A 24,521-nucleotide genomic window follows, 5' to 3' on the forward strand; every position below is an offset into this window, starting at 1 on the left:
CATATCGGCGAAACGGTGTCGACCAAGGCCCGCTTGGTGGCGGACCTGGATGAGCGGGTCCACGCCGTCGCGGGTCACGGCTTGGTGCGCCCGCAGGAAGGGCGTTCAGGCGTTCGGCGGCAGGTCGGTGCCGGCGCCTCGGCGTCGGAGCCGCACCAGGTCCGTCCGGGCCGGAGCGACCTCGGCGGCGGTGCCCACCGGCAGCCCGGCGGCGGATCGTGCTGCGGGCAGGGTCGGTTCCCCGGCGGCCTCGACGACGAACCCGGCGTCGCTGATCATCTCAAGGTCGGCGCGGCCGGCCTGGCCCTCGCTGGTCAGGTAGTCGCCGAGGAACATCGCGTTGGCGATGTGCAGAGCCAGCGGTTGCAGCGTGCGCAGGTGTATCTCCCGGCCGCCGGCGAGCCGTACCTCCACGTCGGGGAAGACGAAACGCACCATGGCCAGGATCCGCAGGCAGCGTTGCGGAGTGAGGTGCCAGCGGCCGGCCATCGGGGTGCCCTCGAACGGGATCAGGAAGTTCACCGGCACCGAGTCGGGCGCCAGGTCGGCCAGCGCGAACACCACGTCCACCAGGTCCTCGTCGCTCTCACCGAGCCCCGCGATCAGCCCCGAGCAGGCCGACAGGCCGCCCAGCCGCGCCTGGGTCACGGTGGACACCCGGTCGGCGTACGTGTGGGTGGTGCAGATGTCCGCGTAGCGCTCGCCGGCCGTGTTCAGGTTGTGGTTGTAGGCGTCGGCGCCGGCATCGCGGAGCCGTGCGGCCTGCCCGGCGCCGAGCAGACCCAGACAGGCGCACACCTCGAGGCCGGCGTGCCGCTCCCGGATCGCCGCGATGGTCCGGGCCACCCGGTCGATGTCGCGGTCGGTGGGGCCGCGACCGCTCGCCACGAGGCAGACCCGCTTGGCGCCGCCGGCGACCCCGGCGTCAGCAGCCGCGGCGGCCTGCTCCGGAGTCAGCCAGGTGTAGGAGAGCGCGCCGGACTCGGCGCCGAGCCGCTGTGAGCAGTATCCGCAGTCCTCGGGGCAACGCCCGCTCTTGAGGTTGACCAGGTAGTTGAGTTTGACCCGGTTGCCGAAGTAACGCTGGCGCACCCGCGCCGCGGCGGCGACCACGTCGAGCACGTCGTCGTCGCCGGTGCCGAGCACGGCACGTGCCTCGTCGCGGGTGGCCCGTCCGCCCGCGAGGACGCGTCCGGCGAGTTCGTCGAGAATCCCCATGCCGATCATGCTCTCGGTCTAAGCATGCCCGGGCGACCCCTTCGCCCCTCAACATCGGCGCCCGGGAGTTGGAGGAACCCTACAAGAACCCTTGTGGAGTATGCGGAGCCTGGCGACGCCAGTGGATCGGCAGGCGTTTCACGCCGCGCTGGAAGGTCGACCGCAGGTACGTGGGCGTCCCCGCGTACGTGATGCGCGTGGTGCGCGCGAGCAGCGCGTCGAACAGCGCGCGCAGCTGGCACCGGGCGAGGTGCGCGCCGAGGCAGAAGTGCGGTCCGTGGCCGAAGACGAGGTGCGGGTTGGGGTGGCGGCCGAGGTCGAGCCGGTCCGGGTCGGCGAAGACCCGCTCGTCGCGGTTGGCCGACGCGAAGGACACCACCACCTTGTCGCCGGCCCGCACCGGCACACCGGCGATCGCGGTGTCCGACGTGGCGGTACGCCGGAACACCATCACCGGCGTCCACCAGCGCAGCAGTTCGTCGACGGCCGTGTCGAACAGGCTCGGGTCGCGGCGCAGCCGCGCCATCTGTGCCGGGTGCTCCAGCAGGGCGATCATCGCGCCGGGCAGGCCGTTGCGGATGGTCTCGTTGCCGGCCACCGCGAACAGCCAGAACATGTTCTCGAACTCCTCGACCGAGAGCCGGTCGTCGCCGTCACGCGCCAGCAGGATGGACATGACGTCCGGTCCCGGCTCCCGGCGCTTCGCCTCCGCCAGCAGGTGCGCGTACGCGTAGAGGTCCGCCATCCCGGCGCGGGTGCGCGGGTCCGGCATCCGGCCGTCGGCGTCCGGGGCCGGCCGGTGCCGGAGCGCCTCGCGGGCCGCCGCGGTGCCGGAGCGTGGGTCGAACGCCGCGGACACGGCACGGTCCGGGTCCTGGAAGCCGATCACCCGGTTCGACCAGTCGTACAGCAACCAGCGGTCGGACTCCGGCACCCCGAGCACGTCGGCGAGGGTCAGCAGAGGCAGGTCGGCCGCGAGGTCGCGGGCGAAGTCGCAGACGCCCTCGTCGGCCTCGCCGAGCGCCCGCTCGACGAGCCGGGTCGCGTTCGCGCGGATCGACGCCTCGAGGGCGGCGACCGCCCGCGGCGTGAACGACCGGGCGACGGGCCGCCGCAGCCGGCCGTGCTCCGGCGGGTCCATGTTGAGCATCATCCGCCGCACGTAACCCAGGTCGTCCTCGGTGGCCGGGTCGCGGATCTGCGTGGCGCCGAGCCAGGACGAGAACAGCCGTGGCTGCCTGAGGACGTCGGTCACGTCCGCGTGCCGGAGCACCAGCCAGAAGCCGGGCCCGCCGGGCAGCCCGAGCAGTGGCGGCTCGTCGACCCACACCACGGGGGTGGCCTCGCGCAGTGCGGCGAGCAGGTCGTACGGGACGCCGTCGACGAACGTGCGGGGATCGACCAGGGGCGCCGGGTCCAGCGTCACTGCCCGAGGAACTCCTCGATCACCGTGACGAGCCGGACCGGAGTCTCGTACATGGCGTAGTGGCCCGCGTTGGCCAGCACCTCGAGCTGGGCGTTGGGGTAGTGACGCATCCACGTCTCGCGGATCGTGTCGGCGCCGAGCGCCGGGTCGTGCTCGCCGACGACGGCCAGCGCCGGCACCGGATTGCCCTTCACCTCGTCGGTGAGGTCGGTGCGCGCCCACGCGGCGAGGTACGCGCCGAACGCCTCGCGCGTGGACTGGTCGAGGGAGAACCGGACCATCTCGTCGACCCAGCGGCCGGACAACCGGTTGCCGGTGGTGAGGTCGATGATGGTGCGCCGGTTCCCCGGGTCGACCGCCGCACCGTCGAACAGCGCCCAGCTCTGCAGGTCGAACGGCACCCCGCCGGCCGGGACCGGGCTGATGCCGACGAGGCGGTCCACCCGCCCGGGCGCGTCGGCGAGCACCCGCTGGGCGGCGATGCCGCCCATGGAGTGCCCGACCACCGAGAACGTCTCCCAGCCGAGCGCGTCGGCGAGGTCCAGCGCGTCCCGCCCGATCTCGGCGATGGTGTGGTCGCCCTCCACCCCGGCGCGAGCGCCGTAGCCCCGGTAGTCGAGGAACGCCCAGGTGTAACGGTCCCTGTCGACCAGCTCGGGCAACCAGCCCCAGCCCCGGGCCGACCCGAACCACCCGTGCAGGGCCAGCACCTTCCGGGGCCCGCGACCGACGCTCACCGGGCCGGCGTCGGCGTCGCTCCTGTGGCTGATCGTCATGACGGTGACCCCTTCCGCGGTTACGGCGCTGCGACCGAAGTGGACGACCTGGGTGACCGGTGGGGAGAACGTTGAGAGCGACCGTAGCCGCCGCGCCGACCGAAGGGAAGGGCCGGGCGCGCCGTGCCCGGCGCCGGGACCACCGCCCACGGGTCCGCCAGGTCGCGGCGGTGGCCCGTGGGCGGTGGTGCGCGGCGTGTCAGACGCGCCGTGCGCCCGGCTTGCCGTCGTCGGTGACGAACGTGGCCAGGGTGTACAGCGGAGCGTCGGGGACCGAGACGCTGTCGGTCACCCGGAAGTCGGCCCGCCACTGCTCGGGTGTGACCTCGACCCGGATGTAGCCGCGCTGCTGGTTCTGGAACATCATGTGCGGGTTGTCGGCCGTGGGTCCGTACACGGTGTTGCGGTTGCCGTCGCCGCCACTGCTGATGGACGTGCCCAGGTACTCGGTGGCCAGCGTCTCCGAGTTCGGGTCACCGAAGTCGGCCTTCAGGTCGAACACCCAGTTGCGGTGCGCGTCGCCGGTGATGATGACCGGGTTGGACGGCCGGTGCGCGGCGATGAACCGGAGGAGTTGGTCGCGGTCGGCGACATAGCCCTCGCCCCAGCTGTCCTGGCTCGCGTACTCGACACCCGCCCCGACCTTGCGGTCCATGGGCGCGAACTTCGTCTGGTTCCCGATGATGTTCCACCGGGCGGTCGACGTCGCGAGGCCCTCCTGGAGCCACTGCTCCTGCGCGTCGCCGAGGATCGTCCGGTTCGGGTCCAGCGAGCCGGGCGAGTAGCCGTCGACGGCTGTTCCCGCGCTCCACGGCGCCTGGTCGGAGCGGTACTGCCGGGTGTCGAGCAGGTGGAACTGGGCGAGGTTCCCGTAGCGCACCCGCCGGTACAGCTGGATGTCCGGACCGTGTGGCAGCGACGACCGTCGGAGCGGCATGTTCTCGTAGTAGGCCTGGTACGCCGCCGCGCGGCGCGCGAGGAAAGCCTCGCCGGAACTGCCGCCGCCGATGTCGTCGGCGTAGTTGTTCACCACCTCGTGGTCGTCGGGGATGACGAGGAACGGCAGCATGCTGTGGGCGGCCTGAAGGTCACGATCGGTCTTGTACTGCGCGTGCCGGACCCGGTACTCCGCCAGCGTCATGATGTCCTTGGGCGGGACGTGGGCCCGGTTGAGCGCGGGGTTGCCGGCGGACGGGCCGTCGTAGATGTAGTCGCCCAGGTGCACCACCAGGTCCAGGTCCTGGGCCACGATGTCCCGGTAGGCGACGAAGTATCCGGCGGGGTAGTTCTGGCAACTGGTGACCGCGAGCTTCAGCCGCGCGAGCGACGCGTCGGCGGCCGGCGCCGTCTTCGTCCGACCGACCGGGCTGATCACGGGACCGAAACGGAAGCGGTAGAAGTACTCCCGCGCAGGCGCGAGACCGGACAGCTCGACGTGCACCGAGTGACCGAGTTCCGGCGTGGCCTCGACCGCGCCACGGCGGACGATCCGGGTGAACCTCTCGTCCTCGGCCACCTCGTAGCGGACACCGAACGACTCCGCGGGCATCCCGCCGCTGCCGTCCTCCGCCAGCGGTTCGGGGGCGAGGCGCGTCCAGAGGACGACGCCGTCCGGCAGGGGATCGCCGGACGCCACCCCGAGGCTGAACGGGTTGTCGAAGAAGGGTGGAGCGGCGGCCGCCCGCCCGGGCGCCGCGGTCGCGCCGCCGACGATCGCCGCCGCGGTCCCGAGGCCTCCGAGGGCCAGGAGGTGTCGTCGGTTCAACCGACCGGTCGTGGGGTGTGCGGCATCGGGGGAACTCATCTGCGTCGGCATCCTCTCGTCCTGGTCGACCGGGTGTGTCGTGGCGAAGGTGTCGGCGCCGTCGCGGTGGCGTCGGTTCGCCTGATGGGCCGGGCTGCGCCGTCACGGCGTCCGGACCCACCGGCCATTGCTGGTGTTCGACCGAGGACGCCCGGGGCCGGCGCCATCGATCGCGGACCTGACCGTGTCAGTCGCGCGTGCCACGGTGATCAACAGGACGTCACGACGAGGGGAACGTCAGCTTGCCAATGATCTTGGGACGCGGACGCCCCGATCGGGCATGGTCCCGGCACCGGCGGGAACCGCAGGGCTGCCATGAGGACCCGCGGGGGAGGAACGCCATGACGAATTCGTCGCGCGACGGGTCGGGACGCGCCGGCCCGGCGGCTTCGTCGCCGCAGGGGGACGTGGTGCCGACGGGCGGCGGCTTCGCCGTCGTGGAGTTGTTCACGTCCCAGGGCTGCTCGAGCTGCCCGCCCGCGGAGGACCTGCTGAGCGAGATCGAGCGCGACTCGCGGGAGCGCGGACGGGCGGTCTTCGCCCTCGGATTCCACGTCGACTACTGGGACTACCTGGGCTGGCCCGACCCGTTCGCCGACGCGGCGTACACCGCGCGCCAGCAGGCGTACGCGCGGGCCTTCGGCTCGGGGCGGCTCTACACGCCGCAGATGGTCGTCAACGGAAGCGTCGAGTTCGTCGGCTCCGACGGTCGGCGGGCGGCGGCCGCGATCGCGTCCGCCCTGACGGAGGCGCCCACGGCGCCGCTCGCGCTGGCGGTCGCCGACGCCGGCGGGGGCCGGTTGCGGGTGGATTACCGGGCCGGGCGGTCGTCGGAGCGGGCGGTGGTGAACGTGGCGGTCGTGGAGCGCGGCCTGGAGAGCGAGGTCGCACGGGGCGAGAACGCCGGACGGACGCTGCGGCAGGACAACGTCGTGCGTGCCTTCACCGCGGCACGGCTGGACGCCGACGGCGGGCAGGTGGACCTCGAGGTGCCGCCGGATCTCGACGCGCGGCGGGCCTCGGTGATCGCCTACGTGCAGAACGACGACGACAGGGCCGTGGTCGGCGCCACGGCCGTCGACCTGCCCGTCTAGAGCGGCCCGCGACTACGCTCCGGACGTCCTCGGGCCGGCACGGGTCAGGCGGGGCCGCCGCCGAACCCGATCTCGTTGCCGTCGGGGTCGACGTAGGTGGCCTTCCGCACGCCGTTGTCGTACGTCTCGCGCTTCGCCGGCTCCAGCCCCCGCTCGGCGATCGCGGCCGTCCGCGTGTCGAAGTCGTCGACGAAGACGGTGTGCAGGGCGTGGCCGGCACGGTCGGGGAGGTGTTCGATGTACAGGAACCGGTGCTCGGCCAGCTCCCACACGGCCTCGACGTCGTTCGGGAAGAACGCCGGCGGGGCCCCGAGCAGGGTCTCGTACCAGGCCAGCGCCGCGGCGTAGTCCCGGACGGGGATGCCCGCGAACAGGTCGACCGACATCCGGCCATGCTAGCGGGACGGCGGCTGTGGCACCGGGAGGCGCGGCCGGCCCGGGACGGCCGACCGCGCACGGCGGCACCGGTCAGTCGACGGTCGGCGGCGCCGTCCTGGCGACCTCGGCGAGGGCCGCGGCCGCGGCCGCGTACGGGTTGACGGTGTAGGTGCGGCTCGCCCCGCCCGGGATCGTGAAGTACTCGGTGGACAGCTTCGCCGGGTCGCTCGCTATCTCGCCGCGGGCCGGCAGGTCGTTGCCGTCGTCCCAGCCCCAGGGGGCGTTGGCCGAGTTGGTCGAGCAGCTCCAGGTGCCGGATCCGCAGTCGCCGGAGACGTCGCCGGCGAACGTGCCGAGGCTCGCGAACAGGCTCGCGGTGGACCGCTGCGCCCACAGGCCGTCCGCGGCGAAGATGTCGATCAGCTGGTACCGCACGTCACGGTCGTTGCCGTTGCTCGGCGTCTCGGCGACGGTCGACGGGTAGTAGACGAGGCCGTCGCCGTTGATCGTGTACTGGGGGTACGCCTTCAGGCCGTGCCCCTGCGCCTCCTGCGCCGTTACGGGGTGCGGGAACGCGTCGTGCGGCGAGGTCTGGAACTGCAGCGTGCCGTCGACGCTCTCGCGGCCGCTCGTCCAGGTGCTGCCGGTCGGCGTGTACGAGAAGAAGTCGCTGTGCGCCACGGTGACGGCCGCGCGCAGCACGCCGTACGGGGAGCCGTCGCGCTCGACCGCGAACAGGACGCCCTCGCCGTCGTTCTCGTGCTCCGTCTCGAAGAACGGGTGGTCCGTCCAGTCCCGAGGGTGGAAGAAGAAGTACGTGATGTACCAGTGGGTGCTCGTCTCGAGGACGGAGTAGTACGCGTGCGCGGCCAGCGACGTGCCGGCCTGCCCCGCCCGGTCCCAGTTGTTGCGCCCGTCCAGGTCACCGTCGAAGTCCACCCGGGCGATGTAGTCGGCCTGGCCGGCGAGGGCGTGGCTGCCGGTGGCGTCGACGTCCTGGTAGTGGATCGGCGCCCAACGGAGGGCGAGTTCGGCCCGGCTCACGGCGGCGCTCGCGGGTGTCGGCGTGGCGAGCGGTGTCACCGCGAGCGTCACCGCGACGCCCACCGCCGCCAGCGTTCTCGCCACCCGGGCCTGGCCGGCCTTGCTGTTCCTGTCGCGCATGGTGTGCTCCTGCGTCCGGAGGGATTGACCGCGATGGATCATCGTGCTCCCGGACGCCGGGCGGGTGTCGGCCCGGCGAAGAAAAGACAGATGACTGTCGACGGATGGGCTCCGGTGGTCGCCTCGGGGGTGAAACCCACGACGTCGGGCATGGTCGGCGGCCGCGCGGGTAGCCGCGGGGCATGGAGGCTTCAGTCGCTCATCTGCACGGGGGCCCGCTCGACGGTGCGCAGCGGGAGCTGCCCGACGGCCCCGGCGACCGCGTGGAATTCACCCACGAGGCGCGCGACGGCACCTGGTACGTGGAGTACCGCAAGGTCCACCGCGCCGACGACGGTTGGCACTACGAGGCCACCGGTGGAATGGACAAGCAGGACGAGGAGTGACATCGGCGGCACGGGCCTGATCGAGGTTTCCGCGCCCGGCGCGGGGGAAGCCAGCGGGCATGGCCGAGACCTTCGCGGATCAGGACCTGACGACCCTGCGGTCGATCGCGCGCGGCGCGGGCATACCGGACACGGACCGGATGCCGCACGACGAACTGGTCGAGATGTTGCGCCGGGCCGGACTGGCCGAGCCGGACGGCCGGCCGGTCGACACGAACCTGGCCGAGCAGGGCGGGGCCCCGACCTCGGGCACCTACCACGGTGAGGGCGTCGGGCGCCGCGAGTCGGCCGGCGGACCGGGCGCGCAGACGGCCGCCGCCGTCGACCAGCCGACGGAGGACCCGGCCGGGTTGTCTGGCCTGCCCCGCAGCGGTCTGGGCCTGGGCGACGAGAGCACCGGCGGTCGTGCCGCCGAGGAGGCGGTCGGCGCCCGGCGAGGCGAGTCCGTGATCGAGGACCGCGCCCAGGACGCGCGGGGCGTGCAGGGGGAGGACCGTGACCCGGCCGGGTTGTCGGGCCTGCCCCACAGCGGTCTGGACCTGGGTGACGAGAGCACCGGCGGGCGTGCCGCCGAGGAGGCGATCGGGGCGCAGCCGGGGGAGTCCGGCACCGAGATCGACGACCGCACGCAGGGCTGACCGCCGCCGTTCACGGGAAGTTCGACGCTCCTACATTGACAGCGAGGAATCTATTCATGATCATTCGTAGCTATGATCATGAATCGTGTGGGCGGAGTGTTCCGCCGTACGCTGGTCTGCACCCTCGCCGCGCTGTGCGTGCTGTCGCCGACCGGGGCCGCGTCGGCCGCGCCCCAGACGGCGAGCGTCTCCGCCGCGTCCGCCACCCTGGCCGGCTATCCGGTGTGGGCACACTTCACCGACCCGACCGCCGGACGTGACTACACCATCGTCAACGAGCTGCAACGGCTGATCGACGCCGCTCCCGCGGGCGCGACCGTCCGGGGCACCATCCACTCCCTCAGCGTGGACTCGGTGGCCGACGCGTTGCTGCGCGCCCAGAACCGTGGCGTCACCGTGATGGTGGTCCTCGACGGCAAGAACGCCACCTCGACGGACCCGGGCATCGCGACGATCAAGCAGCTCACCAACCACCAGTTCTGCCTCAACAGCAGCGGCGGTCACGGCTGCATCAGCACCAGCGCCGACGGCGACATGCACACGAAGATGTTCACGTTCACGAGCACCACCGACCCGAACGGCGTGGCCCGCGGCAACGTCGTCTGGTTCGGGTCGAGCAACCTCACGTACGCCACCGGCCCGGACGCGTTCAACAACGCCGTCACGGTCTACGGTGACGCCGCGCTCGCCGCGGGCCTCAACGCCAACTTCACCGACATGTGGAACCGCCGGCACTACAGCGGCAACGACTACTACGACTCCGCCTCCGGCCGGGGCTACTACCAGGCCGCAGCCGCCGACGCCTACGCCTCCCCGGAGGGCGCGGGGCAGACCGACACGATCGTCACCCGGCTCAACGACCTGACCCCGGACGCCGACTGCCGACTGCGCGTCGGCATGGCGTCGGTCACCACCGGGCGTCCGCAGCTCGTCAGCCTCGTCACCCGGTTCCGCGCCGCCGGGTGCAAGGTCTGGATGGTCGTGGGTACGAACGCCGACGGCGGTATCGCCATGAGCCAGTCCGTCTACAACGAGCTTCTCGACGCCGGTGTGGCCATCCACCGCAAGGACAAGGTGCACGACAAGTACTTCGCGACGTACGGGCGGTACGGCACCGCCCTGCAGTACCGCGTCTACACGGGCTCGCAGAACTGGACGCAGGACGCGCTCGGCGAGAACGACGAGATCTTCGTGAAGATGGCCCCGGAGACGGGCACCGCCCACCCCCTCTACGACGCCTACTACACGCACTTCAACGACGCGTACAACACCGGCGTCACCTGCTCGAAGAGCAGCTTCCCCTGCCGGTCCTGACCGGCTCGACCCGCGCGCGGCCGGCGCTGGCCGGCCGCGCGCGGACGTCCGCGTTCCGAGCCGGTGGGGCCCGTCGCGGCTGGGTGCCGTCGCGACGACGCAGGACCCCCCTCTAGGGTGGACCGATGGCATCGGTCAGGCAGGTCCAGGTCACCTTCGACTGCGCGGAACCCGAGCGCGTCGCTCGCTTCTGGTGCGAGGTGTTGGGGTACGTCGTGCCGCCCCCACCCGAGGGGTTCGCCACGTGGGCGGACTTCGATCGGGCGCTGCCGCCGGAGCGCCAGGGTTCGGCCTTCGCCTGCGTCGACCCCTCGGGTGTGGGCCCGCGGCTGTACTTCCAGCGCGTTCCCGAAGGCAAGGTCGTCAAGAACCGCGTGCATCTTGACGTGCGGGTCGGCACCGGGCTCGTGGGTGAGGAGCGGCTGACCGTGCTCGAGGCCGAATGCGCACGACTGGTCGCGCTCGGCGCGACACGCGTGCAACTGCTGCGCGCCGACGGCGAGAACGAGTCGTGCCTCGCCATGCAGGACGTCGAGGGCAACGAGTTCTGCCTCGACTGAGTGGCCGCGCTCCGGCGGGCCCCCGGCGCGGGGCGCGGCGCGCCGCACGACAGGATGGGGCCATGACCGAACCTGTCCGTGAATCCGCACTTCCGCGGCGCGTCGTCGTCACCGGCGCCGCCGGCAAGCTCGGCCGCGCCGTGGTGGCGCACCTGCGCGACGTGGGCGTCGACGTGCTGGCGGTGGACCGCGCCGCCGGGCGCGACCCGCGCGACGTCGACGGCGAGTTCCTCGTGGCCGATCTCACCGACTACGGGCAGGTCGTGGAGGCGTTCACCGGTGGCGTCGACGAGCACGCGGGTCGGATCGAGGCCGTCGTCCACCTGGCGGCGGTCCCGGCCCCGGGCCTGCTGACCAACGCGGCCACCTTCGCGAACAACTCGGCGGCGACCTACAACGTGTTCGCGGCGGCCCGGGCGGCGGGGATCCGGCGGGTGGTGTGGGCGTCGAGCGAGACGGTGCTCGGCCTGCCGTTCGACACGCCCCCGCCGTACGCCCCGGTGGACGAGGAGTACGCGCCGCGCCCGGAGTCGACGTACTCGCTGAACAAGGCGCTCGAGGAGGAGATGGCCCGGCACTTCTGCCGCTGGGATCCGGAGCTGGTCATGGTGGGCCTGCGGTTCTCCAACGTCATGGACGTCGAGGACTACGCCGCGTTCCCGTCCTTCGACGCCGACCCGCGCCTGCGGCGCTGGAACCTGTGGGGCTACATCGACGCCCGCGACGGCGCCCAGGCGGTCGAGCGTGCGCTCGCCCACGACCGGCCCGGCGCGGACGTGTTCGTCATCGCCAACGCCGACACCGTCATGACCAGGTCCAGCGCGAGCCTCATGGCCGAGGTCTACCCGGATGTCGAGATCCGGAAGGAGTTGGGCGAGCACGAGACGCTGCTCAGCATCGACAAGGCGCGACGGGTGCTGGGCTACGAGCCCCGGCACTCGTGGCGGGACCACGTGTGACGGGAAGCCCCCCGCCGCCCGGCGGCGGGGTCGGCCGCGCCGCCGGCGCTCAGTGGCGGGGGACCGCGGCGCCGGACGGGGACGGCGCCGCGGCGCCGCCCAGGTACTCCTGGACCGTGTCGGTGGCGACCGCCTGGTACAGCGCCCGGGCTCCGGCGGTGTCCGCTAGGACCACGCTCTGGCCGCTCCGCATCCCGGTGCCCGCGCTCGGGCTGGCGAGGAACGTGAGGTCGTCGCTGCGCAGGTCCCGCAACTCCAGGGCGACGTCGACCAGGTCGAAGTCCTCGTCGACGGTGACCGACCGGGTGACGGCCTGGAGGAACGCGTTGAGTTTGACGGGGTTCGACAGCGTGCCGATGCCGGCCGCCCGGTCGAGCAGCGCCTGGAGGAACTCACGCTGGTGCCGTTCCCGGCTGAAGTCGCCGTCCGGGAACTGGTAGCGCTGGCGCACGTAGTCCAGGGCCGCGGCGCCGTCGAGGTGCCGGATGCCCTTCTGGAACGTGCGGTGCGGCGCGTGGATCGAGGTGATCGTCTTCTCGATGGTCAGGTCGACGCCGCCGAGCGCGTCCACGACCTGCGCGAAGCCGGCGAAGTCCACGAGGGCCACGTGGTCGATGTGCACGCCGGTGAAGGACTCCACGGTCTGCACGATGAGCGGGGTGCCGCCCCAGGCGTACGCGGAATTGATCTTCGCCGACGTGTTCCCGTGCCGACCGTCGCCCGATTCGGGCACGAAGACCCAGGTGTCCCGGGGGATCGAGATCACCTCCGCCTTCCGGTGGTCGGCGTCGAGGTGCAGCAGCATGATGGTGTCGGTCCGGGAGTCCGCGGTCCGGTCGGGGTCGCGCGAGTCGCTGCCGAGCAGCAGCACGTTCATGGCGCCGGTCACCCTCGGTGTGGGCCGGGCGCTCTCGGGGAGGCCGGCGAACGCGTCGGTGCGCGCGAGGTTGCCGTTGAGCGATCGGCCGTAGGTGGTGACGGCGATCATCCCTGCGCCGGCCAGCACCAGCAGCACCGCCAGCACGCCGATCAGGATGCGCCGGTGTCGTCGTCGCACAGCCTCGTCCTTCGCTCACCGGTCGAGGCCCTCATTCGGCCTCGGGTCATCACGGACCGTAATCGGCGAAGCTGAGAGGTTGCTCGGAGCGAGCGGAACGCTTGCTGGACGCCGCCGCGCCCGGCCCGCCGGCTCAGGAGTTCCGGCGGGGCGACACGAACTGGGGCGCCGACTGCGGGGACTCGCCGGTGACCTGGGTGATGATCTCCGCGGCGACGTCCCGCAGCTTGCGGTTGCGGTGCTGCGACGCCTCCCGCAGCAGGGAGAACGCCTCCGTTGCGGTGCACCGCTGCTGACCCATCAGCACACCCAACGCCTGGTCGATGACGCTCCGGGAGGCCATCGCGTCGGTGAGCTGCTGGTGCAGGAGAGTCTGGTCGGCCTGGCGGAGGATGACGCTCAGCGCGGCGGTCGCCTGCTCGCTGAACGCCACGGCCTGGCGGCGTGCTGTGTCGGTGAAGGCCGCGGGCCGGGTGGCGTAGAGGTTGAGCGCTCCGACGGTCTCGCCGTCGACCGTCATGGGCAGCGACAGCGAGCCGAGAATGCCGAGCCGGAGCGCGTGCTCCCGGTACCGGGGCCAGCGCCCGTCCTCCCGCAGGTCGACAACCTCCACGACCCGTCCGCGGCGCAGAGCCTCCAGACAGGGGCCCTCGTCGGCGCCGTACTGGATCTCGTCGGCCCGGGACGCGAGGTCGTCGCTGCTCGCGACGGTGAGCGCGCCGCCGTCGCGGCGCATCGTCAGCCCGCAGGCCACGGCGGGCGGCACGACCTCCGGCGCGACCCGGACGACCTGGTCGAGGAACCCGTCGACATGGGGCGAATCGGCGAGCAGGGTCAACAGCCGACCGTACGCCGACGCCAGGTGTGATTCAGCAGCACCGGACACCACCGCTACCTCCTCGTCACATGTGTCCGTTCAGTTCCACCGACGGTGACGCCACCGTCCCGGTTCGCGTGCCAAGGCGAGCCGGCCGGCATCGTACCGTCGCCCGGCCCGCGCCTCCCCGAGGAGCAGGGTGCGGATCGGGCGGTCGGCGGCTAGGGTCGGAGTGGGTTCGGACATGAGCCCAGGACCAGTGCCGCCCGCCCACGCCGGGCACGGGCACCACCCCGGTCCCGACGTCCTCACCGAGGAGCGGTTCATGTCCGTGCATCACGCCCTGCCGTCGACGGCAGCGCTGGAAATCGTCCGCCATCCGATCCTGACCCTCGTGCTCAGCCGGGAGGGCCCCGCGGCGCTGGTCGAGGCCCGGGGGGAGGTCGACATGGCGAGCGCGCCCCTGCTGACCGACCTCGTGGACACGGTGCTGACCCGCCACGCGCCTGCCGTGCTGGTGCTCGACCTGAGCGGAGTGACGTTCTTCTGCGCCGCGGGCGTCACGGCGCTGTTCACGGCGCGCCAGCGCGCCGCCTCGGCCGGCTGCATGCTCGTGGTGCGGGAGCCGTCCCGGATCATCCGCGGCATCCTCGACCTCGTCGGCCTCACGGACGAATTCACCACCGAGTGACCTGCCTTTCGCCCCGCGTGCGCCGCCCGCGTCGGCGCTGCCCTTCCGTCGTTCCGCACGCCGTGGGGGACGTGCGGGCCACGGAGGTACCCGAAGCTGATCAAGCAGAAACCCGCGGAGACGCGGGGTGATCCCGGACACGGCGCACCGGCCGCGCACCCTCGTTCAGGACGGCCGGCCGCCGCTGCTGGAGCGGACCACGAGCGTCGGCTCGACCGGGGACGGGTGTGTCCGCGCCGGCGACGGACCGGCGTCCAGCAGGTCCAGGAGAGCCGCCACGCAGCGGCGGCCCACCTCGTCGAAGTCCTGGCGGACGGTGGTCAGGGGAGGGGACAGGTACTCCGCCTCCGGGATGTCGTCGAACCCGACCACGCTGACGTCCTCGGGCACCCGTACGCCCCGCTGGTGCAGTGCGCGAAGCAGCCCGAGCGCCTGGTGGTCGTTGGCGCAGAAGACCGCGCTGACGTCCCGGCGCTCGGCGAGGGACTGCCCGATCTCGTAGCCCGCCCGGGGGCTCCAGTCGCCCGTGATGACCGGCGGCACCCGGCGGTCGGCCGCCTCCAGGGCCAACCGCCACCCCTCGACCCGGTCGCGGGCCTCCAGCCAGTCCCGGGGCCCGGCGACATGCACGACGGTCTCGTGCCCGAGCGCGAGGAGGTGCTCGACGGCCAGGCGGGCGCCCGCCACCTGGTCCACCGCCACGCTGGGCAGCTCACCGTCGCCGCCGGGCTCGACCACCACCGCGGGCACCCCGGTGGGCAGGCCGTGTACGGCGACCGCGGCGCTGACCATGGGTGCGATGAGCACGACACCGGCCACCGACTGTTCGCTCAGGGCGTTGATGGCGGCGGCCACCCCCGACCGGTCGAGGCGTTCCAGGGTGACGATGCTGATCCCGTAGCCGGCGGCGCGGGCCGCGCGTTCGATGCCGAGCAGGGTGGCGGCCGGGCCGTAGAGGATGGTGTCGAAGCTGACCACGCCGATGACCTTCGACCGTCGCGCCGCCAGCCCGCGGGCCAGGGCGTTGGGACGGTAGTTGAGCTGGTGCACGGCGCGCAGGACCCGCTCCCGGGTCTCCTGGCGGACGCTCGGGTGGTTGTTGAGCACCCGGGACACGGTCTGGTGCGAGACGCCGGCGAGCCGTGCGACGTCGCTCATGACTGCGGCGCGCGCGGCCGGCTGCTGGTGCATGATCAGGTCCCCCTCATGGTCATCGTAGCCCCGCCGCCCCGGCCGGAACCGGCCTCCCACCAGGGGCGGAGCGCCGGTGCGCTCCCGGGACGGGAGCGCACCGACGGCCGATCGACGCGGTCGGATCGGCTCAGAACCCCCGGGCCAGCCGGTAGTACGCCTGGTTCCAGCGGATCTCGTCGGCCAGGCGTCGCGGCGTCGTCTCCGCGTCGATGACCACCAGCTCCGTGCCGTTCATCTCGGCGAGGTCGTGCAGCTCCTCGACGCCGACGGCCTGCGACAGCACGGTGTGGTGCGGCGCGCCCGCGGTGAGCCATGCCTCCGCCGACGTGGCGAGGTTCGGACGCGGCCGCCACACCGCCCGGGCCACGGGCAGCTTCGGCAGCGGCTGCGGCGGAGCGACCACGTCGATCTCGTTGGCGACCAGACGGAAGCGTTCGCCCATGTCGGCCAGCCCGAGGACCACGGCCGGACCGGGCCGGGCGTCGAACACCAGCCGCACCGGGTCCTCGCGACCGCCGATGCCCAACGGGTGGATCTCCACGGTCGGCGTGGCGGCGGCGATGCTCGGGCAGACCTCCAGCATGTGCGCGCCGAGCACGACCTCCTGACCCGGCGTGAGGTCGTAGGTGTAGTCCTCCATGAAGGACGTGCCGCCGCTCGTTCCGACCGACATCGCCTTCAGCGTGTGCACGAGCACCGACGTCTTCCAGTCGCCCTCGCCGCCGAAGCCGTACCCGTCGGCCATGAGCCGCTGCACCGCGATGCCGGGCAGCTGCCGCAGCCCGCCGAGGTCCTCGAAGTTCGTCGTGAAGGCGCCGTAGCCGCCGGCCGTGAGGAAGTCCCGCAGCCCCGCCTCGATCCGCGCGGCGTACCGCAGCGAGTCGTGCCGCTCACCGCCGGGCCGCAGCACCGGGTCCAGCCGGTACGCGTCGTCGTACTCCTTGACCAGGACGTCGATGCGCGCGTCGGGCACCGCGTCGACGGCGGCCACCAGGTCGTTCACCCCGTACGTGTTGACGGAGACGCCGAACCTCAGCTCCGCCTCGACCTTGTCACCCTCGGTCACGGCCACGTCGCGCATGTTGTCGCCGAAGCGGACGAGCCGCAGCGACCGCATGGCGGCGTACCCGACGGCGGCCCGGGTCCACGCCGCGATCCGCGCGACGACCTGCGGGTTGCTCACGTGCCCGGCGACCGTCTTGCGGGCGACGCCGAGCCGCGTCTGCACGTACCCGAACTCCCGGTCACCGTGGGCCGCCTGGTTGAGGTTCATGAAGTCCATGTCGATCTCGGACCAGGGCAGGGCCACGTTCGCCTGGGTGTGCAGGTGCAGCAGCGGCGTACGCAGCGCGTCCAGCCCGGAGATCCACATCTTCGCGGGCGAGAACGTGTGCATCCACGCGATGACGCCGACGGCCCCCTGCGCGGCGGCATCGCGGCAGACGGCCAGGATCTCCGCGCTGGAGGTGAGCACGGGCTTCCAGACCACCCGGGCGGGAATGGCGGGGTCGGCGTCGAGGTGCGCGGCGATCTGCTGCGACTGGGTGGCCACCTGACGCAGGGTCTCCGGGCCGTAGAGGCCCTGGCTGCCGGTGAGGAACCAGACCTCGGGGGCCGTAGATGGGTGGGTCATGGGGGTCTGCCTTCCGATCATCGCGGGGAGGACTACTTCTTGCGGAAGCCGATGAGGCGCTGGAGCACGATGAACGCGAACAGCAGGCCGCCGATCACGATCTTGGTCCACCAGGAGTTGAGGGTGCCGTCGAAGGTGATGAGGGTCTGGATCACGCCGAGTACCAGCACGCCCAGCACGGTGCCGAGGACGTAGCCCGCGCCGCCGGTGAGCAGGGTTCCGCCGATGACCACCGCGGCGATCGCGTCCAACTCCATGCCCACGGCGATCAGCGGCGCCCCCGACAGGGTGTAGAAGGACAGGAGGATGCCGCCGATGGCCGAGCAGAGCCCGCTGATGGTGTAGACGGCGATCCGCGTACGACCCACCGGCAGGCCCATGAGCAGCGCCGACTGCGGGTTGCCGCCGATCGCGTACACGTTGCGCCCGAGCCGCGTGTACGCGAGCGTGTACGCGGCCACCGCCACCACGGCGACCGTGACGAGGACGCTGACCGTCACGAAGTTCTCGCCGATGTGGATCCGCTCCTGCGCCGCGCCCGTCCAGAAGCCGTCCGTGATGGGGATCGACACCGAGCTGATCCAGGTGCACAGCCCGCGCGCGAAGAACATGCCGGCGAGCGTGACGATGAACGGCTGGATCTCGAAGAAGTGGATGACGCAGCCCATGAGGAACCCGAGCGTCGGGCCGATGAGCAGCGCGATGAGCAAGACCAGCGCGGACGGCGTGCCCTCGCGCAGCAGGGCGGCCGACACCATGGCGGTCATGGCCACCACCGAGCCGACCGACAGGTCGATGCCGCCGGTGAGGATCACGAACGTCATGCCGACCGCGACGACGAGCAGGAACCCGCTGTCGATGAAGACGTTGAAGATGACCTGGATGTTGGAGAAGGCGCGGTACTGCGAGACACCGATGCCGTACATGACGAGGAGCAGCGCGAGGCTGACCAGCACCGGCACCTGCCGGCGGGGCACCCGCCACGACGCGGGCCGGGCCAGCCGCCCGGTGAGTGAGGTGGTGCTCATGCCGGAACCTGTTCCTTCCTGGTCTCGCCGACCGGAGCCGTGGGCGCCGCGCCCCGGGACCGCCGGCGGCGGAACCGGGCGCGGAAGGCGGGCGCCTGGATGAGGCAGACCGCGATGACCACCATGGCCTTGAACAGCAGCGAGGTCTGCGGGTCGATGTTCATGGCGTAGACCGAGGTGGTCAGGGTCTGGATGAGGAGAGCGCCGACGACGGTGCCACCCAGGTAGAACCGGCCGCCGGCCAACGAGGTGCCCCCGATGACCACGGCGAGGATCGCGTCGAGTTCGACCCACAGCCCGGCCGCGTTGCCGTCGGCGCTGGACACGTTCGCGGTCATCATGAACCCCCCCACGGCGGCGCAGGCGGCACTCGCCACGTACACCAGGATCGTGATCCGCCGTGCGCGGATGCCCGCCAACCGGCTGGCCTCGGCGTTCCCACCGACCGCCTCGATGATCATCCCGAGCGCCGTACGCCGGGTCAGCACCGCCACGAGCAGCGTCACCGCCAGCGCGATGACGATCGCGAACGGCAGGGTCAGCACGTGCCCGACGCCGATCATCCGGTAGGGATCACTGTTGACGGTGATGATCTGCCCGGAGGTGATGAGCTGGGCGAGCCCCCGCCCCGCGACCATGAGGATCAGGGTGGCGATGATCGGTTGGATGCCGATCACGGCGACCAGCGCCCCGTTCCAGAGGCCGAGCAGCAGGGCGATGCCGAACGCGATGGCCAGGGCCACCAGCACACTGCCGACGCTGTTCTGGTCCGGCTGCTCACTGATGTAGAGGCAGGCCACGGCGCCGCTCACGGCGACCACCGACCCGACGGACAGGTCGATCCCGCCGGTGGCGATCACCAGGGTCATGCCCAGGGCGACCAGGATGAGCGGGGCGCTGAGCCGCACGATGTCGACGAGGCTGCCGTACAGGTGCCCGTTCTTGACCTCGACGGCGAGGAAACTCGGCCGGTAGACCGCGTTCGCCACGAGGAGCAGCACCAGCACCACGACCGGCCAGAACAGCCGGTGACCGGTCACGGCCGGCAGCCGTGTCCGCCAGTCGCTTCTGCCCGTACTCATGCCTCGTCCCGTCCCCTCTGCTCCGTGCCGCTGGCGATGACGCGCATGACGCGTTCGGCGTCGAGGCTGTCGTCGTTGGTCAGCTCCGTGACCAGCTGCCGGTCGCGCATCACGGCGACCTTGTGACTGAGGCGCAGCACCTCCTCCAGCTCGGCGGAGATGAACAGCACCGCCATGCCGCCGTCGGAGAGCTGCACCACCAGGCGCTGGATCTCCGTCTTGGCGCCGATGTCGATGCCTCGCGTCGGCTCGTCGAGGATCAGCAGGCGCGGCTCGGTGATCAACCACCGGGCGAGGACCACCTTCTGCTGGTTCCCCCCGGACAGGTTGCGCACCGGCATGTCCGGGTCGGCGGGGCGGATGCTCAGCGTCTCGATGTAGCGCCGCACCAGCTCGTCCTGCCGGCGTCGCGGCACCGGCCGCAACCACCCGCGGGCGGCCTGCAACGCCAGGATGATGTTCTCCCGCACCGACAACTCGCCCACCAGGCCCTCGGTGCGCCGGTTCTCGGAGCAGAACGCGATGTCGCGTTCGATGGCCGCGACCGGCCCGCGGATCGCGACCGGCCGGCCGTCCACGGCGAGCTTTCCCTGGTCGGCCCGGTCGGCGCCGAAGAACAACCGGGCCACCTCGGTACGCCCCGAGCCGAGCAGCCCGGCCATGCCGACCACCTCGCCCCGGTGGATGGTGAGACTGAACGGCGCGACCGACCCCTTGCGCCCGAGGTCGGTGGCCTCGACGACAGGCGTGCCCGCCTCGACGGCGGCCCGATCCTGCCCGGCCTGCTCGTCGAGGCGTTCCAACGTGTCCAGTTCCTTGCCGATCATCTTCTCGACCAGGGCGAACTGGGGCAGCTCCGCGGTCGGGTACTCACCGACGAGCCGGCCGTTGCGCAGGACGGTGATCCGGTCGGCGATCTCGTACACCTGGTCGAGGAAGTGCGTGACGAACAGGATCGCGATGCCCTCGTCCCGCAGTTGCCGCATGATGCGCATGAGCTGCGCCACCTCGTCGGTGTCCAGGCTGGACGTCGGCTCGTCGAGGATCAGCACCCGCGCCCGGACGTCGACGGCCCGGGCGATCGCCACCATCTGCTGGACGGCCAGGGAGTAGTTCCCGAGCAGCTCGCCGACGTCGATGTCCAGGTCGAGGCGGGCCAGCAGAGCCGCGGCGCGGCGGCGCATCTCGCGCCAGCTCACCGAGCCGAGCCGGCGCGGCTGGCGCCCGATGAAGATGTTCTCCGCCACCGACAGGTTCGGGCAGAGGTTGACCTCCTGGTAGACGGTGCTCACGCCGGCCGCCGTGGCCTGCATCGGGCCCGAGAAGGAGACCGGAGCGTCGTCCAGGGTGACGGTGCCGGCGTCCGCGCCGTACACGCCGGTCAACACCTTGATGAGGGTGGACTTGCCGGCACCGTTCTCGCCCATGAGGGCGTGCACCTCGCCGGGGAACATCCGGAAGTCGACGCCGTCGAGCGCACGGACCCCCGGGAAGAGCTTGCTGATCCCGGTCATCGTCAGGACCGGATGCCTGTCCGACATCCCACCAGACCTTTCGTGATTGTCGTCGAGTGCGCGACCGTGGCGCCCCGACCCGGGGCGACGGGGGAGAGGGGCCGGGCCGGCGGTGTGGTCCACACCGCCGGCCCGACCGCCCGCGGGCAGGCCGCGGTCGATCAGTACTTGCGGGTCGGCAGGGCCTCCTTGGCCGACTGCTGCGTGAAGGTGGTCTCCTCGGTCTCGATACGCGCGGGGATCTCCTCGCCGGCCTTCACCTTCTTCGCCAGGTCCATGAGCTGGGGCCCGAGCAGCGGGCTGCACTCGGCGATGAAGTTGAACTTGCCGTCGGCCAGGGCCTGCATGCCGTCCTTGACGGCGTCGATGGTGATGATCTTGATGTCCTTGCCGGGGACCTTGCCGGCCGCCGTAATGGCCTCCAGTGCGCCCAGGCCCATGTCGTCGTTGTGCGCGAAGAGCACGTCGATCTTCGGGTTGGCCTTGAGGAACTGCTCCATGACGGCCTTGCCGCCGGCGCGGGTGAAGTCGCCGCTCTGCGACGCGATGATCTTCAGGTTGGGGTTGGCGGCGATGGCCTCCGCGAAACCCTTCTTCCGGTCGTTGGCCGGCGCCGAGCCGGTCGTGCCCTGCAGCTCCACGATGTTCACCGGGCCCGTCGCGGACTTCGTCTCCTCGAGCAGCCACTCCCCGGAGAGCCGGCCCTCCTTGATGAAGTCCGAGCCGAGGAAGGTCTTGTAGAGGGTCTTGTCGGCCGAGTCGACCGCGCGGTCGGTCAGGATCACCGGGATCTTCGCGTCCTTGGCCTCCTTGAGGACGGTGTCCCACCCGGACTCCACCACCGGCGAGAAGGCGATGACGTCGACCTTCTGCTGGATGAAGTTCCGGATCGCCTTGATCTGGTTTTCCTGCTTCTGCTGCGCGTCGTCGAACTTCAGCTCGATGCCGGCCGCGGCCGCGGCCTCCTTGATCGAGGTGGTGTTCGCGGTGCGCCAGCCGCTCTCCGCGCCGACCTGCGAGAACCCGAGTACGAGCTTGCCGTCGTCGTCGCCACCACCACCGCTGCTGCCGGTGTCGCTGTTGGCGCAGGCGCCGAGGCCGGTGGCGAGCAGCCCGGCCGCCAGGATGGCGCCGAACCGTCGGCGGGTGAGGGGATTGCCGGTGATCCTCATGTGCTGACTCCTTTGGCGGTGAGGTGGGGTACCTGCGGTGCCCGGCCGTGCCGGCGCGCGGGACGCCCGGGCGGTCGTGGTGCCAGGGTGCGGATGACCAGCCGATCCGCGCGGCGGGTCGACCGGGGTACGGGCAGCGCTACCGGCGCGCCGACGGGACGGTGGGCTGCCCGTAGACGTTCTGGTAGCGCGCGTGGAGGGAGTCGACGTGCTCGGCGGCGATCGGCGCCGGTTCGCCCAGCGTCCGGGCCAGGTACGCGGTGCGGGCGACGTCCTCGCACATCACCGCGGCCTTGACCGCGGCCTTCGCCGTCCGGCCGATGGTGAAGACACCGTGGTTGCGCATCAGGACCGCCGGCGAGCGGTGCCCGGACAGGGTGGCCACGATGCCCTTGCCGATGTCGTCGCCGCCGATGAGGGCGAACGGGCCGAGAGGGATCTCGCCCCCGAACTCGTCGGCCTGGGCGGTGAGGTGGCACGGAATGGCCTGCCCGCACGCGGCCCAGGCGGTCGCGTAGCCACTGTGGGTGTGCACCACGCCGCCGACGTCGGGCATCGCCCGGTAGACGTACGCGTGCGCCGCCGTGTCGCTCGACGGCGCGAGGTCACCCTCCACCACGACACCGTCGAGATCGCAAACGACCATGTTGTCGGGCCGCAGGTCGTCGTACGACACGCCGCTCGGCTTGATCACCATGAGGTCCCGGCCCGGCACCCGGGCCGACACGTTGCCGGAGGTCCAGGCCACCAGGTTGTACCGGACCAGCTCGGCGTGCAGACCGGCCACCGTCTCGCGCAGCCGGGCCACCTCGTCGCTCATGCCATCACCTTCTCGGGGAGCGCGGCCTCGCCGGCCGGCGTGGGAACGGACGCCGATCGGGCGGCGTTGCGGATGGCGCGCAGGCGCAGGAGCACGTCGTCGCCGCCCCGCCCGAAGTGGTCGTGCAGCCGCCGGTACTCGGCGTACAGCGCGTCGTAGGCGCGGACCCGCTCCGGATCCGGCAGGTACGCGTCGCGGTCGACCCGGCCCATCGCCGCCGATGCCGCCGGCACGTCGGGATGGGCCCCCGCCGCGACCGCCGCGTGGATGGCCGACCCGAGCGCCGGCCCCTGGGCGGAGCCGATGATGCCGAGCGGCCGGTTCGTGACGTCGGCGTAGATCTGCATGAGCAGCGGATTGCCGGTGAGACCGCCCGCCACGATCAGCTCGTCGACCGGCACGCCGGCCTCGGCGAACGCCTCGATGATCATCCGGGTGCCGTACGCCGTGGACTCCAGCAGCGCCCGATAGATGTCCGGCGGGCGCGTGGCCAGGGTCAGACCCACGATCACCCCGCTCAGGTCGTGGTTGACCAGCAGCGAGCGGTTGCCGTTCCACCAGTCCAACGCCACCAGCCCGTGCGCGCCCACGGGCTGCGCTGCGGCCTGCTCGGTGAGCAGCTCGTGCGAGGCGTACCCGTCGGGAGCCGCGTGGTCGACGTACCAGCCGAAGATGTCGCCGACACCGCTCTGACCCGCCTCGTACCCCCAGAGCCCCGCGCTGATGCCGCCGTCGACCACGCCGCACATGCCGGCGACCTCGGCCAGCTCGGTGCTGTTGACCACGTGGCAGGTGGAGGTGCCCATGATGGCGACCAGCCGGCCCGGGTCGAGCGCCTGCGCGGCGGCGACGGTCACGTGGGCGTCCACGTTGCCCACCGCCACGGCGATGCCCTCCGGGAGGCCCGTCCACGCCGCGGCCTGGGCGGTCAGGCCGCCGGCACGCCCGCCCAGCGGCGCCAGCGGGCCGTCGATCTTCGCCACGAAGTCGGCGAACTCCGGGTTGAGGGCGGCCAGGTAGTCCCGGGACGGGTAGCGGCCGTCCTGGTGGATGCCCTTGTATCCCGCGGTGCACACGTTGCGCGTCTCGACGCCGCACAACTGCCACACGATCCAGTCGGCGGCCTCGATCCACCGGTCCGCCCGGCCGTAGACCTCGGGATCCTCCTCGAGGAGCTGCAACGCCTTCGCGTACTGCCACTCGGCCGAGATCTTGCCGCCGTAGCGGCCGATCCAGGGCTCGCGGCGCTCGTGGGCGAGGGCGTTGATGCGGTCGGCCTGCGGCTGGGCGGCGTGGTGCTTCCACAGCTTCACGTACGCGTGCGGGCGGGCGCGCAGGTCGGGCAGCTCGCACAGCGGGGTGCCGTCGGCCAGGGTGGGCAGCACGGTGCAGGCCGTGAAGTCGATCCCGATGCCGACGACCCGGTCCGGCGCGACACCGCTCGCGGCGAGCGCGGCGGGCACGGCGTGCCGCAGCACGTCGCGGTAGTCGTCGGGGTCCTGCAGGGCCCAGTCCGCCGGCAGGGGCTGCCCGTCGGCGGCCAGCGCCGAGTCCATGACACCGCTGCGATAGGCGTGCACCGCGGTGCCCAGTTCGGCGCCGTCGCGGACGCGCACCACCAGGGCCCGCCCCGACAACGTTCCGAAGTCGACGCCGATGACGAACCGGTCGTCCGGCTCGGCCGAAACGCTCATGACATCCTCCGCTCGCCTGCTGGCCATAGTGTTAGCGCTCACATCGAAGGCGTCAAGACCGTGTTGGAAACAGGCTCGTAACGCTCTGGCCGTCGTTCGTGG

The 24,521-nt window shown here is 71.9% G+C and carries 23 protein-coding genes; 7 read left to right on the forward strand and 16 right to left on the reverse strand.

What is annotated here, in order from left to right:
• Positions 1-105: 105 nt before the first annotated feature.
• From bioB to ACSNOA_RS15950, 4 genes are all read right to left on the reverse strand, one after another.
• Positions 106-1,218: a biotin synthase BioB gene (bioB, locus tag ACSNOA_RS15935; protein WP_436659152.1), complete on the reverse strand. Its 1,113-nt coding sequence runs from the start codon at positions 1,216-1,218 to the stop codon at positions 106-108.
• A 79-nt stretch (positions 1,219-1,297) separates the two neighbouring features.
• Positions 1,298-2,644: a cytochrome P450 gene (locus ACSNOA_RS15940; RefSeq protein WP_436659154.1), complete on the reverse strand. Its 1,347-nt coding sequence runs from the start codon at positions 2,642-2,644 to the stop codon at positions 1,298-1,300.
• Complete coding sequence (locus ACSNOA_RS15945) at positions 2,641-3,420, reverse strand: alpha/beta fold hydrolase (protein WP_436659156.1); 780 nt, start codon at positions 3,418-3,420, stop codon at positions 2,641-2,643. The genes ACSNOA_RS15940 and ACSNOA_RS15945 overlap by 4 nt, the downstream gene beginning before the upstream one ends.
• 199 nt (positions 3,421-3,619) lie before the next feature.
• Positions 3,620-5,224, reverse strand: a complete 1,605-nt coding sequence (locus tag ACSNOA_RS15950; protein ID WP_436659158.1) for an alkaline phosphatase D family protein — start codon at positions 5,222-5,224, stop codon at positions 3,620-3,622.
• Between the two features lie 341 nt (positions 5,225-5,565).
• Here ACSNOA_RS15950 and ACSNOA_RS15955 point away from each other — a divergent pair, with 341 nt between their 5' ends.
• Entirely contained in the window at positions 5,566-6,318 is a 753-nt protein-coding gene (locus ACSNOA_RS15955) for a DUF1223 domain-containing protein (RefSeq protein ID WP_436659160.1), read from the forward strand.
• A 44-nt stretch (positions 6,319-6,362) separates the two neighbouring features.
• On the opposite strand, the gene ACSNOA_RS15960 is transcribed toward ACSNOA_RS15955, so the two are convergent.
• Together ACSNOA_RS15960 and ACSNOA_RS15965 are read right to left on the reverse strand one after the other, a co-directional pair.
• Positions 6,363-6,704, reverse strand: coding sequence for a VOC family protein (locus ACSNOA_RS15960; RefSeq protein WP_436659162.1), 342 nt, complete (start codon positions 6,702-6,704; stop codon positions 6,363-6,365).
• 82 nt (positions 6,705-6,786) lie between these two features.
• Positions 6,787-7,860: a hypothetical protein gene (locus tag ACSNOA_RS15965; RefSeq protein ID WP_436659164.1), complete on the reverse strand. Its 1,074-nt coding sequence runs from the start codon at positions 7,858-7,860 to the stop codon at positions 6,787-6,789.
• 182 nt (positions 7,861-8,042) lie between these two features.
• Between ACSNOA_RS15965 and ACSNOA_RS15970 the strand changes: the two genes are divergently transcribed.
• The 5 genes from ACSNOA_RS15970 to ACSNOA_RS15990 all read left to right on the forward strand — a co-directional run bounded on the left by ACSNOA_RS15970 (position 8,043) and on the right by ACSNOA_RS15990 (position 11,717).
• Positions 8,043-8,246 carry a hypothetical protein gene (locus ACSNOA_RS15970; protein ID WP_436659166.1) on the forward strand — a complete coding sequence of 68 codons (204 nt, stop codon included), beginning with the start codon at positions 8,043-8,045 and terminating at the stop codon, positions 8,244-8,246.
• A 218-nt stretch (positions 8,247-8,464) separates the two neighbouring features.
• Positions 8,465-8,884, forward strand: a complete 420-nt coding sequence (locus ACSNOA_RS15975) for a hypothetical protein (protein WP_436662316.1) — start codon at positions 8,465-8,467, stop codon at positions 8,882-8,884.
• Positions 8,885-8,956: 72 nt separating this feature from the next.
• Entirely contained in the window at positions 8,957-10,198 is a 1,242-nt protein-coding gene (locus ACSNOA_RS15980) for a phospholipase D-like domain-containing protein (RefSeq protein ID WP_436659168.1), read from the forward strand.
• 125 nt (positions 10,199-10,323) lie between these two features.
• On the forward strand, positions 10,324-10,758 hold the full coding sequence (locus ACSNOA_RS15985) for a VOC family protein (RefSeq protein WP_436659170.1): 435 nt from the start codon (positions 10,324-10,326) through the stop codon (positions 10,756-10,758).
• Positions 10,759-10,820: 62 nt separating this feature from the next.
• The gene (locus tag ACSNOA_RS15990) at positions 10,821-11,717 is read left to right on the forward strand and encodes an NAD-dependent epimerase/dehydratase family protein (RefSeq protein WP_436659171.1); all 897 of its coding nucleotides are present in this window, start codon (positions 10,821-10,823) and stop codon (positions 11,715-11,717) included.
• Between the two features lie 49 nt (positions 11,718-11,766).
• On the opposite strand, the gene ACSNOA_RS15995 is transcribed toward ACSNOA_RS15990, so the two are convergent.
• Both ACSNOA_RS15995 and ACSNOA_RS16000 read right to left on the reverse strand, forming a co-directional pair.
• A complete protein-coding gene (locus tag ACSNOA_RS15995) occupies positions 11,767-12,774 on the reverse strand; it encodes an LCP family protein (RefSeq protein ID WP_436659173.1) in 1,008 nt (335 codons plus the stop codon).
• A 133-nt stretch (positions 12,775-12,907) separates the two neighbouring features.
• Positions 12,908-13,612 carry a GAF and ANTAR domain-containing protein gene (locus tag ACSNOA_RS16000; RefSeq protein WP_436659174.1) on the reverse strand — a complete coding sequence of 235 codons (705 nt, stop codon included), beginning with the start codon at positions 13,610-13,612 and terminating at the stop codon, positions 12,908-12,910.
• 223 nt (positions 13,613-13,835) lie between these two features.
• Here ACSNOA_RS16000 and ACSNOA_RS16005 point away from each other — a divergent pair, with 223 nt between their 5' ends.
• Positions 13,836-14,282 (forward strand): STAS domain-containing protein, encoded by a 447-nt coding sequence (locus ACSNOA_RS16005; protein WP_436659175.1) that lies wholly within the window; start codon positions 13,836-13,838, stop codon positions 14,280-14,282.
• A gap of 165 nt (positions 14,283-14,447) precedes the next feature.
• Here ACSNOA_RS16005 and ACSNOA_RS16010 read toward each other — a convergent pair whose 3' ends face one another.
• The 8 genes from ACSNOA_RS16010 to araB form a co-directional block, all read right to left on the reverse strand.
• The gene (locus tag ACSNOA_RS16010; protein WP_436659177.1) at positions 14,448-15,473 is read right to left on the reverse strand and encodes a LacI family DNA-binding transcriptional regulator; all 1,026 of its coding nucleotides are present in this window, start codon (positions 15,471-15,473) and stop codon (positions 14,448-14,450) included.
• A gap of 130 nt (positions 15,474-15,603) precedes the next feature.
• Entirely contained in the window at positions 15,604-17,109 is a 1,506-nt protein-coding gene (gene araA, locus ACSNOA_RS16015; RefSeq protein ID WP_436659178.1) for an L-arabinose isomerase, read from the reverse strand.
• Positions 17,110-17,141: 32 nt separating this feature from the next.
• Positions 17,142-18,137: a galactofuranose ABC transporter, permease protein YjfF gene (yjfF, locus tag ACSNOA_RS16020; RefSeq protein WP_436659180.1), complete on the reverse strand. Its 996-nt coding sequence runs from the start codon at positions 18,135-18,137 to the stop codon at positions 17,142-17,144.
• Positions 18,134-19,219: an ABC transporter permease gene (locus tag ACSNOA_RS16025; RefSeq protein WP_436659182.1), complete on the reverse strand. Its 1,086-nt coding sequence runs from the start codon at positions 19,217-19,219 to the stop codon at positions 18,134-18,136. Before ACSNOA_RS16025 ends, yjfF begins: the two co-directional genes overlap by 4 nt.
• Positions 19,216-20,760, reverse strand: a complete 1,545-nt coding sequence (locus ACSNOA_RS16030; protein ID WP_436659184.1) for a sugar ABC transporter ATP-binding protein — start codon at positions 20,758-20,760, stop codon at positions 19,216-19,218. Before ACSNOA_RS16030 ends, ACSNOA_RS16025 begins: the two co-directional genes overlap by 4 nt.
• Positions 20,761-20,894: 134 nt before the next feature.
• Positions 20,895-21,905, reverse strand: a complete 1,011-nt coding sequence (locus ACSNOA_RS16035; RefSeq protein ID WP_436659186.1) for an ABC transporter substrate-binding protein — start codon at positions 21,903-21,905, stop codon at positions 20,895-20,897.
• 139 nt (positions 21,906-22,044) lie between these two features.
• Positions 22,045-22,725, reverse strand: coding sequence for an L-ribulose-5-phosphate 4-epimerase (locus ACSNOA_RS16040; RefSeq protein ID WP_436659188.1), 681 nt, complete (start codon positions 22,723-22,725; stop codon positions 22,045-22,047).
• Positions 22,722-24,419, reverse strand: a complete 1,698-nt coding sequence (gene araB, locus ACSNOA_RS16045; protein ID WP_436659190.1) for a ribulokinase — start codon at positions 24,417-24,419, stop codon at positions 22,722-22,724. The genes ACSNOA_RS16040 and araB overlap by 4 nt, the downstream gene beginning before the upstream one ends.
• Positions 24,420-24,521 lie beyond the last annotated feature (102 nt).

Source organism: Micromonospora sp. URMC 103, from assembly GCF_051386435.1.
Lineage (GTDB): Bacteria > Actinomycetota > Actinomycetes > Mycobacteriales > Micromonosporaceae > Micromonospora.